General features: G+C 33.5%; 14 protein-coding genes. 12 read left to right on the top strand and 2 right to left on the bottom strand.

What is annotated here, in order from left to right; genetic code table 11:
* Window positions 1-8: 8 nt before the first annotated feature.
* Window positions 9-494, bottom strand: a complete 486-nt coding sequence (locus TAGGR_RS00785; protein ID WP_082673503.1) for a DUF4136 domain-containing protein — start codon at window positions 492-494, stop codon at window positions 9-11.
* 171 nt (window positions 495-665) lie between these two features.
* Here TAGGR_RS00785 and TAGGR_RS00780 point away from each other — a divergent pair, with 171 nt between their 5' ends.
* The 5 genes from TAGGR_RS00780 to TAGGR_RS00760 all read left to right on the top strand — a co-directional run bounded on the left by TAGGR_RS00780 (window position 666) and on the right by TAGGR_RS00760 (window position 5,779).
* Entirely contained in the window at window positions 666-1,565 is a 900-nt protein-coding gene (locus TAGGR_RS00780; protein WP_059175479.1) for a manganese-dependent inorganic pyrophosphatase, read from the top strand.
* A 31-nt stretch (window positions 1,566-1,596) separates the two neighbouring features.
* The gene (locus TAGGR_RS00775) at window positions 1,597-2,526 is read left to right on the top strand and encodes an AAA family ATPase (protein WP_059175478.1); all 930 of its coding nucleotides are present in this window, start codon (window positions 1,597-1,599) and stop codon (window positions 2,524-2,526) included.
* A gap of 89 nt (window positions 2,527-2,615) precedes the next feature.
* Window positions 2,616-3,380, top strand: a complete 765-nt coding sequence (locus TAGGR_RS00770) for a DUF58 domain-containing protein (protein WP_059175477.1) — start codon at window positions 2,616-2,618, stop codon at window positions 3,378-3,380.
* The gene (locus TAGGR_RS00765) at window positions 3,352-5,217 is read left to right on the top strand and encodes a transglutaminase TgpA family protein (protein WP_059175476.1); all 1,866 of its coding nucleotides are present in this window, start codon (window positions 3,352-3,354) and stop codon (window positions 5,215-5,217) included. Before TAGGR_RS00770 ends, TAGGR_RS00765 begins: the two co-directional genes overlap by 29 nt.
* Entirely contained in the window at window positions 5,183-5,779 is a 597-nt protein-coding gene (locus TAGGR_RS00760; RefSeq protein WP_059175475.1) for an L-threonylcarbamoyladenylate synthase, read from the top strand. The genes TAGGR_RS00765 and TAGGR_RS00760 overlap by 35 nt, the downstream gene beginning before the upstream one ends.
* On the opposite strand, the gene TAGGR_RS00755 is transcribed toward TAGGR_RS00760, so the two are convergent.
* Window positions 5,762-7,870: a RelA/SpoT family protein gene (locus TAGGR_RS00755; protein ID WP_059175474.1), complete on the bottom strand. Its 2,109-nt coding sequence runs from the start codon at window positions 7,868-7,870 to the stop codon at window positions 5,762-5,764. The two genes, TAGGR_RS00760 and TAGGR_RS00755, sit on opposite strands and share 18 nt — an antisense overlap.
* A gap of 38 nt (window positions 7,871-7,908) precedes the next feature.
* Here TAGGR_RS00755 and murA point away from each other — a divergent pair, with 38 nt between their 5' ends.
* From murA to TAGGR_RS00720, 7 genes are all read left to right on the top strand, one after another.
* Window positions 7,909-9,159, top strand: coding sequence for a UDP-N-acetylglucosamine 1-carboxyvinyltransferase (gene murA, locus TAGGR_RS00750; protein ID WP_059175473.1), 1,251 nt, complete (start codon window positions 7,909-7,911; stop codon window positions 9,157-9,159).
* A gap of 66 nt (window positions 9,160-9,225) precedes the next feature.
* A complete protein-coding gene (gcvH, locus tag TAGGR_RS00745) occupies window positions 9,226-9,615 on the top strand; it encodes a glycine cleavage system protein GcvH (protein ID WP_059175472.1) in 390 nt (129 codons plus the stop codon).
* Complete coding sequence (gene lpdA / locus TAGGR_RS00740) at window positions 9,615-10,937, top strand: dihydrolipoyl dehydrogenase (RefSeq protein ID WP_059175471.1); 1,323 nt, start codon at window positions 9,615-9,617, stop codon at window positions 10,935-10,937. Before gcvH ends, lpdA begins: the two co-directional genes overlap by 1 nt.
* Entirely contained in the window at window positions 10,934-12,130 is a 1,197-nt protein-coding gene (locus TAGGR_RS00735; protein WP_059175470.1) for a DUF401 family protein, read from the top strand. The genes lpdA and TAGGR_RS00735 overlap by 4 nt, the downstream gene beginning before the upstream one ends.
* 26 nt (window positions 12,131-12,156) lie before the next feature.
* A complete protein-coding gene (eno, locus tag TAGGR_RS00730) occupies window positions 12,157-13,437 on the top strand; it encodes a phosphopyruvate hydratase (RefSeq protein ID WP_059175469.1) in 1,281 nt (426 codons plus the stop codon).
* A 1-nt stretch (window position 13,438) separates the two neighbouring features.
* On the top strand, window positions 13,439-13,768 hold the full coding sequence (locus tag TAGGR_RS00725) for an FtsB family cell division protein (RefSeq protein ID WP_059175468.1): 330 nt from the start codon (window positions 13,439-13,441) through the stop codon (window positions 13,766-13,768).
* Entirely contained in the window at window positions 13,765-15,897 is a 2,133-nt protein-coding gene (locus tag TAGGR_RS00720) for a glycoside hydrolase family 57 protein (protein WP_059175467.1), read from the top strand. Before TAGGR_RS00725 ends, TAGGR_RS00720 begins: the two co-directional genes overlap by 4 nt.
* The last annotated feature ends 28 nt before the right edge of the window (window positions 15,898-15,925 follow it).

The following is a 15,925-nucleotide window of genomic DNA, read 5'->3' as shown; positions in this document are numbered from 1 at the left end:
TCATTCTATCACTCTAGTTTGAAAATTTCTCTGACAAGCTTTTGGGATACTGTTCCAAGTGATTCGTGAGCCCATCCACACCAAGCACCAGAAGCTCCTTTCACTACAACTCCTTTTTGAGTATCATAAATAAAAATGCTCAAGCTCACAGTAGGTTCTCCATCTATTCCTGTTTTATATCTGAATTCATTTACTGTACCTGTTATTATGTAATCTGCATTTTGAGAAGCTTTTTTAAATATTCTATCTATCTCTTCTTTAGTGGGTTCTCTATCGTTGAAAATCCATTGTCTTTCTGATACTTTTAATCCTTGAGATCTTAAACTACCCTCTATTGTAGAAGCTATTGTATACCCTGCCAAAGGTGTGTCTGTATAGTTTTCAAAGGGTATTACAGCATATACTTTATCCTTTTGTAAATCAATAGTTTGAACAACACTGGCACAGGAGCATAAAAAGAGAAAAATTACTACTAAAAAATATTTTTTTATCACTTTTACCTCCTATAAATTTTAATAATTGTTACCAGTATACCAGATTAAACTGAATTTTGAAAACCTTTAATAACTCTATTTTAAATTTTAATGGCTGTTTTCTTGACTTTTTGAATAAAAAATTGTCAAAATTTTTTAACTTTTTAAAAAAATTTCAATTAGGAGGGAAAAATGAGCGATATTTATGTAATCGGCCATAAGGCACCTGACACAGACACAGTGTGTTCAGCAATTGTTTATGCAGGTATTAAGGGTTACAAACCAGCCACAGCAGGACCAATTAATGAAGAGACAGAGTTTGCACTTAAGCAGTTTGGAGTACCAGCACCCGAAGTTCTTGAAAATGCTTCAGGTAAAACGCTGGTATTAGTAGACCACAATGAACCAGGTCAGAGAGTTGATGGAGCAGAAAAAATTCTTGCAATTATTGACCATCACAAGATGAACTTTAACTATCCCGATCCAATTTTTATTCATGTTGAACCCGTTGGAAGTACAGCAACAGTTATTGCAAAAATGTTTCCAAATGAAGTAAAAGCAAACAAGGCATACGCTGGTCTGCTTCTTAGTGCAATCCTTTCTGACACCGTTATTTTTAAATCTCCAACAACAACAGAGGAAGATAAAAAGATTGCCCAGGAACTCGCTCAGGTAGCAGGTATTTCTGATATTACAAAATTTGGAGTAGATCTTAAAAAAGCAAAGGCAAGCATTAAAGGAAAACCAGTTGCTGATGTTGTTCATGTTGATTTCAAAGATTATGATTTTAAAGGTAAAAAAGTCGGAATCGGACAGACAGAAGTTGTTGACATTGAAGAAGTTTATGAGCGCAAAGATGAGTTTGTAAATTATCTTAATGAGCTTAAAAACTCTAAAGGCTATGATATGGTAATATTCATGGCAACCGATATCATAAAAGAAGGAACAGAGCTTTACTATGTTGGAAATGCAGCAATTATTGAAAAAGCCTTTAATGTAAAGGTATCAGGTCCTTCTGTATGGCTTCCTGGGGTAATGTCCCGTAAGAAACAGGTAGCACCACCTGTTGAAAAGGTTTACTTAGAAGGTTAAAATAAAAGAGGGGGGTTAAGCCCCCTCTTTTATGATTGAAAAAATAAAGAATCAAAAAATTCTTCAAATTATTGAAAGCCTTCAAAATTGCCTTCAAGGTAAAGAAAAAGCAATTATTTTATCTTTAATCGCAATATTTTCCAAAGGACATCTTCTTATTGAAGATTTTCCAGGTCTTGGTAAAACTTCTCTGGCAGTTGCTATATCAAAAGTGCTTGGTTTAAGTTTTGGTAGAATTCAGTGTACCAATGATCTTCTTCCAACTGACATAACTGGACTTTCGATTTATAATAAAAATACTGGTGAATTTGAGTTTAAAGCAGGTCCTATATTTAACAACATTGTTTTAGTTGATGAGATCAATAGAGCAACACCAAAAACTCAATCTGCTCTACTTGAAGCTATGGCAGAAGAACAGGTTACTGTTGATGGAAAAACGTACAAACTTCCAAAACCTTTTTTTGTTATTGCAACACAGAATCCAGTTGAGATTTATGGAACTTTTCCCCTACCTGAAAGTCAGCTTGATAGATTTATGATGAAAATAAGTATTGGGTATCCAGATAAAGAATCAGAAAAGCAAATTCTTAAAGGAGGAAGTTCAAGAGAAAGTTTATATAAAATAACTGCTGCAATTGAAAAAGATGAAATACTGAAAATTCAGGACGAAATAAAACAAATTTATGTTTCTGACAAAATCATCAACTGGATTATTGACTTTGTTAATACTACAAGACAAGACAACAGAATTCTTTTAGGAATATCTACAAGAGCTGCTCTTGCACTTACTGTTACTGCAAAGGCTTATGCATATTTTTGTGGAAGAGACTATGTAATACCTGAGGATGTAAAGGAGATGATTCCTTTTGTTGTACCCCATCGTATTATACTTAAAGAAGAAACAACTTCAAAACAAGAGGTGATATCATCAATCCTTCAAAGTATTTCAACTCCACCGTAAAAGTTACAAATACAGGCTGGATATACATTGTAATCACTCTTTTTATAGGCTTTGGAGCAGTTAATACAGGAAATAACTTACTATTTTTGATGATATCCTTTCTTTTAAGCATAATGGCTTTGAGCGGTATTCTTGCTTTTTTGAATTTGAATAATATTGAATTTACAATATTGCCTCCGGATGATATTTTTGCTTTAAAACCTGCAGCATTTAAAATAAAAGCAAAAAATAGATATTTTTTCTGGACTTTTATTTTAAGAGTTAAAATTCTTGACAGTGAAATTGTTATTCCTTATTTGAAAGAGAAAGAAACTTTTATCATAAATCTCACATTTCCCCACAGAGGCAGATACATTCTCAAGGAAGTCATTATTTCCTCTTATTTTCCTTTTTATTTTTTCAGAAGAACAAAAAGAATACCAATTAACTTAGAAATCACCATATTTCCATATCCTCTAAAATGTGATTTATCTCATTTTTTATCAGAAGGTAAAACAAAAATAGATTCAAATATTTCAAGGGGTAAATCATATGAAGGTGAACTCGTTGGAGTAAGAGGTTATACTTATGGAGATCCTCTAAAATACATACACTGGAAGGCAACAGCTAAAACATCTTTAATAAAAGTGAAAGAATTTTCACCTCCGGTAGGAACTCCAATAGTTTTAAATCTGAATGATTTTTCAGGTAACATAGAAGAAAAGCTTAGCAAGACAACCTATGCACTCATTGAACTCATAAAAAGAGGAAATCCTGTAGGGTTAAATCTTGACAAAGAATTTTATCCTCCAGAAACAGGACAGGCTCACTTAAGGAGAATGCTTTATGCTCTTGCATTTTATAAATCAGAGTAAAGCTCAAAATATTATATTTATCATCAGCATATTAATTGCTATGATACCTTTCACAGCAATAATTAAATATATTTCTTTTTATGTGAATTTAATATTCCTCTTGTTGATTGCTGTTTCTATATTTTTACATATCAAAAAAATTTTTTTACCAGTATGGCTCCTCAATTTAGTGTCAATTGGCTTTATTTTTATGCCGTTTTTAAACTACTCCTTAGAGGATATCCTTTTATCATCCATAGAAGCTCTCACTCTGATTCTTGCAATAAGATTTCTTGGTAAAAAAAGCTCCAGAGAATACTTACAAATTTATCTTATTTCTTTACTTTTACTTGGAGGTTATTCACTTTTTAACATATCCTGGGTATTTCTAATAAGAGTTGTTCTGATGTTAGTTTTAACAATTTTTTCAGTTTTGATTTTAACCTATATGAGGGAGATTAAAGAGGAATTCATAAATTTTGAGAGAGTAGTAAATCTCTTTAAAATCGCCATCTTTATATCGATTCTCTCAATTCCTTTGAGTGCATTATTTTTTATTATTTTACCAAGAAGCCCTGTTCCACTTATGGATATTGGTTTCAGTAAGTCAAAAACAGGATTTTCTTCTGTTGTAAATCTTGGTTCTGTAAGTGAGATACAGGAAGACAAAACAGTGGTGATGAGAGTAAAAATGGAAAAACTTTCTCAGGAACTTTACTGGCGGGTCATCGTATTTGATACCTTTGATGGAAAAAAGTGGTATAAAAAAATCTCAGAAAAAGACAAGGCAATCATCAATGGAGAGAAAGTAAACTACACTGTAATATTAGAGCCACTCACAGAACAATATATCCCAACACTTGATTACCCATTAAAAGTTTATTTGCCTAATATTTATCAGGAATATCCAGGAGTTTACAGAATGAATTCTCAATCTGAAAAAACAATCAAATATACTGCCACATCTTACATAAACCATGAAATAAAAGAATTCTCTGTCACATCTGCATATCTTGATATTCCTAAAAACATCTCAAAAAAAATTATAGATCTAACTCATGAAATCACAAATCAATCTTTAACTAAAGAAAAGATAGCATTAAGCATATTAAAATTTTTAAGTGAATATCAATATTCTCTCAAAGACCTTCCTGGTGGAGAAAATCCTGTAGAAGAGTTTTTATTCAATAAAAAGAAAGGGAATTGTGAATACTTTGCTACAGCTATGGCTTTAATGTTGAGAATTAAAGGTATTCCATCAAGAGTTGTTGGAGGATTTAAAGGAGGAACATACAATACCTTTGGAGGTTACTACATAATTAGAGCGTCCGATGCTCATCTATGGGTTGAAGCTTGGATTGATGGAAAATGGCTAATGTTTGATCCATCCGGGAAAATAGAAAGATTTCAGGAGCCCATTATTTTTCATCTGATTGACTATCTGTGGAATAACATTGTTCTTGATTACGATTTAAAAGCCCAATTAAAATTGGCAAAATCCATAAAAGTTCCGCAGATCAAAATTTTCCCATTGATTTTTTTAATTCCATTAATTGCCCTTATTCTTTTTGGATTTTTCAGAATATACCATCATTTCAAAAGAAAAAGAAGTTTGCTTTACAAATTTTTTGATATTATGAAAAAATATGGTTTTGAAAGGAAAAGATATCAAGGGCTGGAAGAGTTTATAGCTACAATAGATAATCCAGAAATAAGATTACAGGCAGAAAAATTTGTAAAAGAATATGAAAAAATATATTTTCGAGATAGAGAAATTACAAAGGAAGAACTAAAAAAACTTAAAGTATTACTTGAAAAATTAAATGAAACTTGCAGATGCTACAAAAGTAAATATTAAAAAAGTTCTGGAAATTCTTGAAAATGATGGAATAATAATCTATCCTACCGAGACTCTTTATGGAATTGGAGCAAGATTTGACAGCCAGATAGCTCTTAAAAAAATCTTTGAAATCAAAAAAAGACCAAAAGAGAAAAGTTTTCCACTAATTGTAAACTTAAAAAATCTTAATTTAGTCGTCGAATCTATACCTAAAGAGGCACAAGACCTAATTGAAAAGTTTTGGCCCGGTCCTTTGACTCTGCTTTTACCAGCAAAAAAAAATTTACCGGAAGAAATAACAAAAGATGGAAAAGTAGCAGTCAGAATGCCAGGTGATTCTTTTGCCTTAAGATTAATTAAGGAATCCTCTTTCCCCATCACAGCAACATCGGCAAATCTATCAGGGTTGCCACCAGCAGATTGTATTGATACTGTAGTTGAGTATTTTAAGGAAACTCCAGTTGATCTAATAATTGATGGAGGAAAACTGCCGGGAATCCCCTCAACAATAGTAGATGTAACAGTTAAACCTCCTAAGGTAATAAGAAAAGGTGCTATAGAGCTATCTTTTGACAGATAGAACTTCACTTATTTGATATATTTTATTGATAATATCGGAGAGATGAACTCTGTCTTTTACTTCAATTGTAAAATCAATCAGAGCTCTTTTATCAGAAGTAGAGTTAGCCTTTACTTGAGTTATATTGACCTGATTGGCTGACAAAAGTCCTGTAAGAGTAGCAAGGATACCAGGTTTATCAATACATTCTATACTTATTTTTGTTTGAACTTTAGAAGTGTCATCAGCTGTCCAAAATACCTCTATTAGTCTATCAGGCTCCATATGTTTTACATTCACGCAATCTTTTCTATGCACTGAGATACCCTTGCCTCTTGTAATAAAACCTATTATCTCGTCTCCGGGGACAGGCATACAGCATTTTGCTATGTGATAGAGAACTTCATCAACTCCTCTAAGAGAAATAAACTGTCTTTGATCCTTCCTATGAGTTTTTTTTCTTGGAAGAACAAACTCTTCTTGAGAGATTTCAGGAGAAAGTCTATTTACAACCTGATGAACTGAGATTTTTCCATGTCCAATGAGAAGATACAAATCTTCAAGACTCTGAACAGAAAAAGCCTGTAAAACTTCTTCAATTTTTTCATTTTTAAGAATTGATGGCTGAATTCCACTTTTTCGTAATTCTGCCTCTAGCAGTTGTTTGCCTATATCAATTCCCTGTTGTCTTTCTTCCTGTCTGAGGAAATGTTTTATTCTGTTTCTTGCTCTCTGAGTAACAACAAATTGTAACCAATCTTTTCTTGGCTTCTGATGAGGACTTGTTATGATTTCCACAACATCACCACTTTGAAGTTGATAATTAAGTGGAACTATTCTACCGTTAACTTTTGCTCCTGCACATTTTGCACCGACTTCAGAATGTATTGCATAGGCAAAATCTACTGGTGTTGAGCCGACTGGAAGTTCCTTAACATCTCCCTTTGGAGTAAAAACATAGATAGTATCAGGTACAACTTCAGCTTTTACTGCATCTAAAAGTTCCTTTGGATCAGATATTTCTTTAATTAAATCTCTAAGCCAAGATACAAGTTTTGCTTCTCTTTCTGTCAAATCTTTTCTTTCTTTATATCTCCAGTGAGCAGCAATACCTTCTTCTGCAATTATATCCATTTCCTCTGTTCTTATCTGAAACTCAACTCTTTCTCCTCCAGGACCTATAACAGTTGTATGAAGTGATTGATAATAATTAGATTTTGGAAGACTTATAAAATCTTTAAATCTTCCAGGTATAAGTGTCCACAGAGAATGAATAATTCCTAAGATATCATAACAATGTGGCACCGTATCAGTAATAATTCTTATTCCTATAACATCATAGACCTGCTCAAAAGATATTTTCTGTTTGACCATTTTTTGATATATTCCATAGTAGTGCTTCACTCTTCCGAATATCTTAAAGGGAATATTCATTTCTTTGATTTTTTCAGAAAGTATTTTTATGACACTGTCAATGTATGCCTGCTGATCTTCTTTTCTTTTTGCTACTTTTTGAACAAGGTCATTATATTCGTCCGGGTAAAGAACTTTAAATGAAAGGTCTTCAAACTCTGAACGCATCCATCCAATTCCAAGTCTATTTGCAAGAGGAGCATATATTTCAAGAGTTTCTTTTGCTATCCTTTTTTGTTTTTCTAAAGGAAGAAACTCAATTGTGCGCATATTATGAAGTCTGTCAGCAAACTTTATTAAAATTACTCTTATATCCTTCGACATTGCAAGAAACATCTTTCTAAAATTTTCTGCCTGAGCTTCCTCTAAGGTGGAAAATTGAAGTTTGCTCAACTTTGTAACAGCATCAACTAAAAAGGCAACATCAGGATTAAACATTTCACTTATATCATCAATGGTCATTTCAGCATCTTCAACAGTATCGTGAAGAAGTCCAGCTGCAATTGTAGTAGAGTCAAGTCTCATATCGGCAAGTATATCTGCAACAGCCAATGGATGATATATGTAAGGGATGCCTTCTTTTCTTTTTTGAGCACAATGAGCTTCTCTTGAAAAAATATAAGCTTTTCTTATAAGCTCAACATTAGCATTGGGCCTATATTTCAAAACCTTTTTAATTAAATCATCTATTGTTAACATATTTCTTTATCTCCTTATTTTAGTTTAATATATTTAACATGGATAAGCTACTTATTTTTGGTGGAACTTCTTTAAAAGGTTCGGTTACAATAAGCGGAGCAAAAAACGCTGCTCTTCCAATCATGGCATCAACTCTACTTGCTCAAGGAGTTCATACTCTTAAAAAAATTCCTAAACTAAGGGATGTATTTACAATGACTGAGCTTATTAAAAGAATGGGTGGTATAGTTGAATTTAATGAAGTTTGTAGAATTGATACTACAAAAATAAACAGATTTGAAGCATCCTATGACCTTGTTAAAACAATGCGTGCCTCAATTTTAGTGCTTGGTCCACTTGTGGCAAGATTTGGAAGAGCAAAAGTATCTTTGCCTGGTGGATGTGCAATTGGAGCAAGGCCTGTAAATCTTCATATCATGGGACTTGAAAAAATGGGTGCCAAAATATCTCTTGAAGAAGGATATATAATTGCAAAAGCTACAAGATTGAAAGGCACAAAAATATATTTTGATATTCCCACAGTAACCGGAACAGAAAATCTTATGATGGCTGCCACACTGGCAAAAGGAACTACAGTTCTTGAAAATGCTGCCAAAGAGCCAGAAATTGTTGACCTTGCTAATTACTTAAAACTTATGGGAGCAAAAATAGAGGGGGCAGGCACGAGTATAATAACAATAGAAGGAGTAGATGAATTAATTCCCTTTCAAGATTATGAAATTATTCCTGACAGAATAGAGACAGGCACATTCATAGCAATTGCAGGTGCCTCTGGAGGAGATATAACACTGAAAGGCTGCAGAATTGACCACATTGATGCTATAATGGTAAAGATGAAGGATGCAGGAGTGAGTTTTAAACAAACAAAAGAAGGATTAAGAGTAATCGGACCAAAAAGACCTGAAGCTGTTGATATAAAAACAATGCCCTATCCTGGATTTCCCACTGATATGCAGGCACAGTTTATGGCAATGATGACTATAGCAAATGGAACAAGTGTAATAAAAGAAACAATCTTTGAAAATAGATTTATGCATGTAGCAGAACTAAGAAGAATGGGAGCAGATATCACAGTGGAAGGTAATACTGCTACTGTAAGAGGAGTGAAAAAATTGAAAGGTGCACCTGTTATGGCAACTGACTTAAGAGCATCGGCATCACTTGTAATTGCAGGATTAATTGCTGAAGGAGAAACGATTATTGACAGAATATATCACCTTGACAGAGGATACGAAGAGCTTGACAAAAAGCTCATTCAACTTGGAGCAAAAATAAAGCGAATTAAGTAGACTTGACAAATTATCTCCTGTCAAATTAAATAATCAGAATAAAAAACTTTTTAAAACGGAGGGAAAATGAGTTTAGAAAATTACAAATTTCACAAAGAGCACACTTGGGTAAAGGTCTCAGGTAGAAGTAAAAAAGTAAAAGTCGGAATCACTGATTATGCCCAGGAATCCTTAGGAGATATTATTTATATTGAACTTCCAGAGGTAGATACTCATGTTGAGGCAGATACTGAAATGGCAGAAATTGAGTCAACAAAAACCTCTTCACCTGTCATAGCTCCTGTAAGCGGCACAATAGTTGAAGTAAATGAAGAATTGATTGACCATCCTGAACTTATTAATGAAGACCCATATGGTAAAGGCTGGATTGCTGTGATTGAAATGGATAATCCTCAAGAGCTGGATGATTTGATGGACTATGAAGATTATGAAAGTTATCTTGAAGAAGAGAAATAATGAAAGCCTGTGTAATTGGAGGAGGACCTGCAGGTTATGTCTCTGCCCTTGTTCTAAGAAGATCCGGGGCAGAGGTATTTTTAATTGAAAAAGAAGAGCTTGGTGGAACATGTCTTAACAAAGGCTGCATTCCTACAAAAACATTGATTCATTCTCTTAAAAATTCATCTTTTTCAACAGATTTGCAAACTTTAATGGATAAAAAAGATAAAGTTGTTGATACACAGAAAAAAGGTCTCACGATGCTTCTTAAACAATCAGGAGTAAAAGTTATTAAATCTGAGGCAGAATTAATAGATCCAAAAACATTGTTTATAAAAAACACAGGTGAGAAATTACAGGCAGACAGAATAATTATTGCTACAGGCTCAAGACCAAGACAGCTTCCTATGCTTAATTTTGATGGTGAGAGAATACTTTCAAGTGATGACTTATGGAATCTAAAAAAAATTCCCCAATCCATTACCATCATAGGTGCAGGTGCTATAGGTTGTGAATTTGCCTGGATATTCCACCTTATGGGAAGTAAGGTTACCCTTGTTGAGCTAATGCCAAGAGTGTTGCCAATGGAGGATGAAGAGATATCCAGAGAAGTTGAAAAGCTTTTTAAAAGGAAAAAAATAGAGTTTCATACTGGAGTAAAAATTGAAGATTTAAAAGTAGTTGAAAATTCAGTTCATATAACCCTTTCTAATGGTAAAATTGCAACATCAGAAGTTGTTCTTGTTTCTGTAGGAAGAGATTTTAATAGTGACTGTGTAAAAACTTCTGAAATCAAAGTTGGAAAAAGAAAAGAAATTGTTGTGAATGAAAAAATGCAGTGCAGTGTTGAAGATGTCTTTGCAGCAGGTGATGTTACAGGTGGATGGCTTCTTGCTCATGTTGCATACAGAGAAGCTGAGGTGGCTGCAAAAAACGCAATGGGACACAATGAAAAAATGGACTACAGCGTTATTCCTTCAACAATTTATACAGTTACAGAAGTTGCCTCTGTTGGATTAAAGGAAAATGAGGCAGTAGAAAAAGGATTTGACATCAAAAAAGGAATTTTTCCATACAGAGCTTCTGGCAAAGCCCATATCATTGGAGAGATTGATGGATTCATAAAAGTAATTGCAGATAAAGAATCTGACACAATTATAGGTGCTCATATTGTTGGAGCAGATGCTTCAGAACTAATTCATGAACTTGCACTGGCAATAAAACTTAAAGCAAAATCAAAAGATTTATATGATTTAATTCATTCTCACCCTACCCTCTCTGAGTGTGTTGGTGAAGCAATAAAGGACATCTCTGGTGAAGCAATTCACAAATTAAGATGATTGATATAATCAAAGTCTCCTTTATCTTTCTCTTTATACTATTCTTACTTCGCAAAAAAATAAGTGTTGGATATGCCCTTTTAGCTGGTTCTTTGATATTTTTAATTTTTTACTCCTTTAATTTTAAAAACTTAGCAGCTACACTTCTTAAAAGTCTTACATCCAACACTTCAATAAATTTATTTTTCTCCCTTACTTTAATCAAATCCTTTGAGTACGCTCTAAGAAAAACCGGATTAATGCAGAAGATGACAGAAGCCACGCAAACTTTGCTCAATAACAGGAAACTTTCAATACTCTCAATGCCTCTTATAATTGGAATGTTACCATCTCTTGGAGGAGCCTATCTTTCAGCTCCAATGGTTGATTCAGCTACAAAAAATCTCAACATGTCAAAAGAAGAAAAGGCGTTTATAAACTACTGGTATAGACATCCATGGGAACTAATTCTGCCCCTTTATCCCGGCATAGTTCTCGCTTCTGCAGTTTCAGATGTGCCTTTAAGAAAACTGATACTTCTTAATCTTCCAGTGGCAGTGATACTTTTTATTACAGGTTTATTTTTAAGTATGCGTGGTGTTGAAAGGGACAAAAAAATTAATAAAACTGTCTCTTATATGGGTTTAATGAGTTTTATTCCGATAGTTATGGTTCTTTTGCCTGTGATATTTTTTAAAATTGACCTTTACATTACACTTGCGGCAAACATTTTGATATTGTGTATTTATTACAGAAAATCTCTTAAAGAGACCATATCAATCATAAGGCATGGATTTACTGCTGATGTTTTTGTCCTTGTAGCTGGAGTGATTGTGTTCAAAGAAATGCTTCAGTTATCAGGTGCTGTAGAGGGAATAACACAAGCAATAACTCAATCACAAATTCCATATCTTGTTGTTTTTATAGCACTTCCAATGTTTATCGGAGTTATTACAGGACTGAGTATAGGATTTGTAGGAAGCACATTTCCACTACTAATACATCTGAAACAGACGTTACCTTATGAGATTTCCATAGCCTTTGTGTCTGGCTATATTGGAGTGCTTCTTTCTCCACTTCATCTATGCTTGATTCTTACAAGACAATACTTTAATGCAGATATGATAGGAATTTACAGAAAAATTGTTCCCGGTTGCCTTGCAATAATGATTACTGCATTGATTGAATTTGTTATTTTGAGATATTATAGTTAAACTTTACTAAAAAAGGAGGATTTATAATGGGAGAAATTATTGACATAATTGCAAGAGAAGTTCTTGATTCAAGAGGAAATCCAACAGTTCAGGTAGATGTCTATCTTGACAGCGGAGTGATAGCAACAGCAACAGTTCCCTCTGGAGCATCTACTGGAACAAGAGAAGCTCTTGAATTAAGAGATGGTGATAAAAAAAGGTATTTGGGTAAAGGAGTCAAAAAAGCAGTTGAAAATATAACAAATGAAATTGCCCCAAACATTGTTGGAATGGAATCATTAGATCAGGAAGGCATTGATAAATTTCTAATAGAGCTTGATGGAACAGAAAACAAAAGCAGACTTGGTGCCAATGCAATTTTGGCAGTTTCAATGGCTGTTTGTAAGGCTTCTGCAGAGGAACTCGGAGTCCCACTTTATAGATACATCGGTGGAACCAGCGCTAAAGTTTTACCAATTCCAATGATGAACATAATAAATGGTGGAGTTCATGCAGACAACAACCTTGATATACAGGAGTTTATGATTGTTCCTGCAGGCTTTACAAAGTTTTCTCAGGCTTTAAGAGCTGGAGCTGAAGTCTTCCACACATTAAAGGCAATTCTTAAAAAGAGAGGATTAAACACAGCAGTTGGTGATGAAGGCGGATTTGCTCCTATGCTTAGCAGTAATGAAGAAGCAATTAAATTGATTATTGAAGCAATAAAAGAAGCTGGATATGAACCTGGAAAAGATATCTACATAGCGCTGGATGTAGCAGCATCAGAACTCTTCAGTGACGGATTTTATACAGTTGAAAGTAGAAAACTCAGCTCAAAGGATCTGGTTGAATATTACGAATCTTTGATTGAAAAGTATCCTCTAATATCAATAGAAGATGGAATGAGCGAAGCTGACCGGGAAGGATGGGAACTGCTAAGTGAAAGACTTAAAAATAGAATTCAACTTGTAGCAGATGACCTTGTTGTTACAAATCCGAAAATAATCAAAGAAGCAATGAAAAGAGGAATTGCCAACTCAATTTTGATTAAGCTTAATCAGATTGGTACAGTTTCTGAAACACTTGAGGCAATTGAGCTTACAAAAACAAATAAATATACAGCAGTTGTATCTCATCGCTCAGGTGAAACAGAGGATACAACAATCGCAGACCTTTCAGTTGCATGTAATACAGGATTTATAAAAACTGGTTCCCTTTCAAGAGGTGAAAGAATTGCAAAGTATAACAGACTTTTACAGATAGAGGAAGAACTTGGTAATATAGCTCAATTCAAAGGTCTTTCAGCCTTTTATAATCTGGGCTTTTAAAATGAAAAGGCGGTTTCTCAAAGAACAACTCTTAAGGGAAAAAAAACGAAATGACCGAATATTTCTTTTTTTCTTTTTAGTGATTATTCTATTTCTTGCTTACAGTTTTTTCTTTGGAGACATGGGTTATTTAAAGTATCTTGAACTGAAAAAAAATGAGCAAAAACTTATGAAAGATATTAACCAGATCTTAATGGAAAATAATGCTTTAAAAAATGAGATAGAGCTTTTAAAAAAAGACCCTTCTTACATGGAAAAATATGCCAGAGAAAAATTTGGACTTGTTAAACCGGGAGAAATGGTTTTTCAGTTTCAAAAAGAAGAAAAATGAGCATTAGTCTGGCAATTCTCTGGCATATGCATCAGCCTTACTACTATGATCCCCTAAAAAATAAATTCATGCTTCCATGGGTTAGACTTCATGCAACAAAAGACTATCTTGATATGGTTCTTATTTTGAAAAAATTTCCAGAAGTAAAAGTAAATTTTAATATTGTTCCTTCGCTTTTAAAACAACTCAAAGAATATGAAAATGGTGCAACTGATATTTTTTTTGAATACTCAATTATTCCTGCAGAAGAGCTGAATGAAGAACAAAGAGCTTTTTTAGTTGAAAACTTCTTTCTTGCTAACTGGAAAACAATGATAGAGCCATTTCCGAGGTATAAAGAATTACTTGAAAAAAGAGGTAAAATTTATGGAGATCCAGTTAAACTCTCAAAAAAATTTACTGCACAGGAATTAAGAGACCTTCAGGTTCTCTTTAATCTTGTCTGGATGGATCCTCTTCACAGAGAGGCTGATCCATTTCTGAGGGAATTACAAAAAAAAGGAACTAATTTTACAGAAGAGGAAAAAAGACTGCTTCTTGAAAAACATATTGAAATTGTCAGGCAGATTATTCCTGCCTATAAACAAATGGCTCTTTCAGGTCAGATTGAAATCTCTGTATCTCCTTTTTACCATCCTATTCTTCCTCTTATTTATGACAACTACAAAGCAAAAGAATGTATGCCAGAGGCAAAACTTCCACAATATCAATTTAAAGCACCAGAAGATGCAGAAATTCAAATAAAAAAAGCCATTACCTATTTTGAAGGAATATTTGGTTTTAAGCCTCAAGGGATGTGGCCCTCTGAAGGTTCTGTAAGTGAAGAAGTTATAAAACTGATAGCAGATGCTGGAATCAAATGGATAGCAACAGATGAGGAAATTTTAAGTAAATCAATAAATGAAAATCTAAGAAGTGCTGATAAATTAATCAATCCTTCAATTCTATACCAGCCATATGAGTTTGCAGGAGTTAAAATTTTTTTCAGGGACCGAATACTTTCAGATTTGATAGGATTTGTCTATTCAAACTGGCAACCACAAAGAGCAGTAGAAGATTTTTTAAAGAGGATTTGCGATTCAACAACTTCTGGTATAGTCTCTGTAATTCTTGATGGAGAAAATGCATGGGAATATTATGACAATGACGGAAAAGATTTTCTTGAAAAACTATATGCAAATTTGCAAAAAAGTAAAGATATAAGAACTGTGACTTTTTCAGAGTATCTCCAGGAAAAATCTTATTCAAATCCCTTAAAGAGAGTTTTTCCAGGCTCATGGATTGGTGCAAATTTTTCAATCTGGATCGGACACGAAGAAGATAATCTTTCCTGGGATTATCTTTATAAAGTGAGACAGGATCTTGTTTCACATCAAAAAGAAAATCCTCACAAGGATCTCTCTCAGGCATGGGAGGAACTATATATTTCAGAAGGAAGTGATTGGAACTGGTGGTACGGAGATGAGCATTATACCGAAACAAAGGATGTTTTTGATGAAATATATCGGCATCATTTAATGAGTGTGTATTTAAATATTGGGAAGGAACCTCCTTCCTTTCTTCATGTACCTATTAGTAAAAAAATGAAAGAGATTAAACCAGAAGTTGAGCCAAAAGGTTTTATATATCCTAAAATTGAAGGGAAAATAACTGGATATTTTGAATGGCTTGAGGCAGGAAAATTTAATCTGCAAAGAATGGGTGGAAGCATGCATAAAACAGAAAGCCTTTTTTCTTATCTTTACTATGGATTTAACAGACAAAGTCTCTTTCTCAGGCTAGATCCAAAATTTCCAATTAAAGATTTTAAAGATTTAAAAATACAGATTCAAATCATTGAGCCAGTAAAAGTAAAAATAGTTTTTGATCTCCTTGATAAAGGATTAGCTCAAGTTTTTATCCAGGAAAACGAAACATGGATAAGAAAAGACGAAATAGAAACTGTTGCTTTAGACGAGATATTTGAAATAGAACTGCCCTTTGATGTCATAGAAATAAAACAGGAAGAAAATATCTGCCTATTTATTGAAGTTTTTAAAAACAGTTACCTAATTGATCGAGCTCCAATCGTTGGTTTTATAAAAATCCATATTCCCCCACCAGATTTTGATAAATTAATCTGGCTTTAATAGAAAAAATCTATTTTACTTTTCGGAA

The sequence above is a fragment of the Thermodesulfovibrio aggregans genome (assembly GCF_001514535.1).
GTDB lineage: Bacteria > Nitrospirota > Thermodesulfovibrionia > Thermodesulfovibrionales > Thermodesulfovibrionaceae > Thermodesulfovibrio > Thermodesulfovibrio aggregans.
The sequence above is the reverse complement of the archived record's forward strand: the minus strand, read 5'-3'. Positions and strand labels throughout refer to the sequence as shown.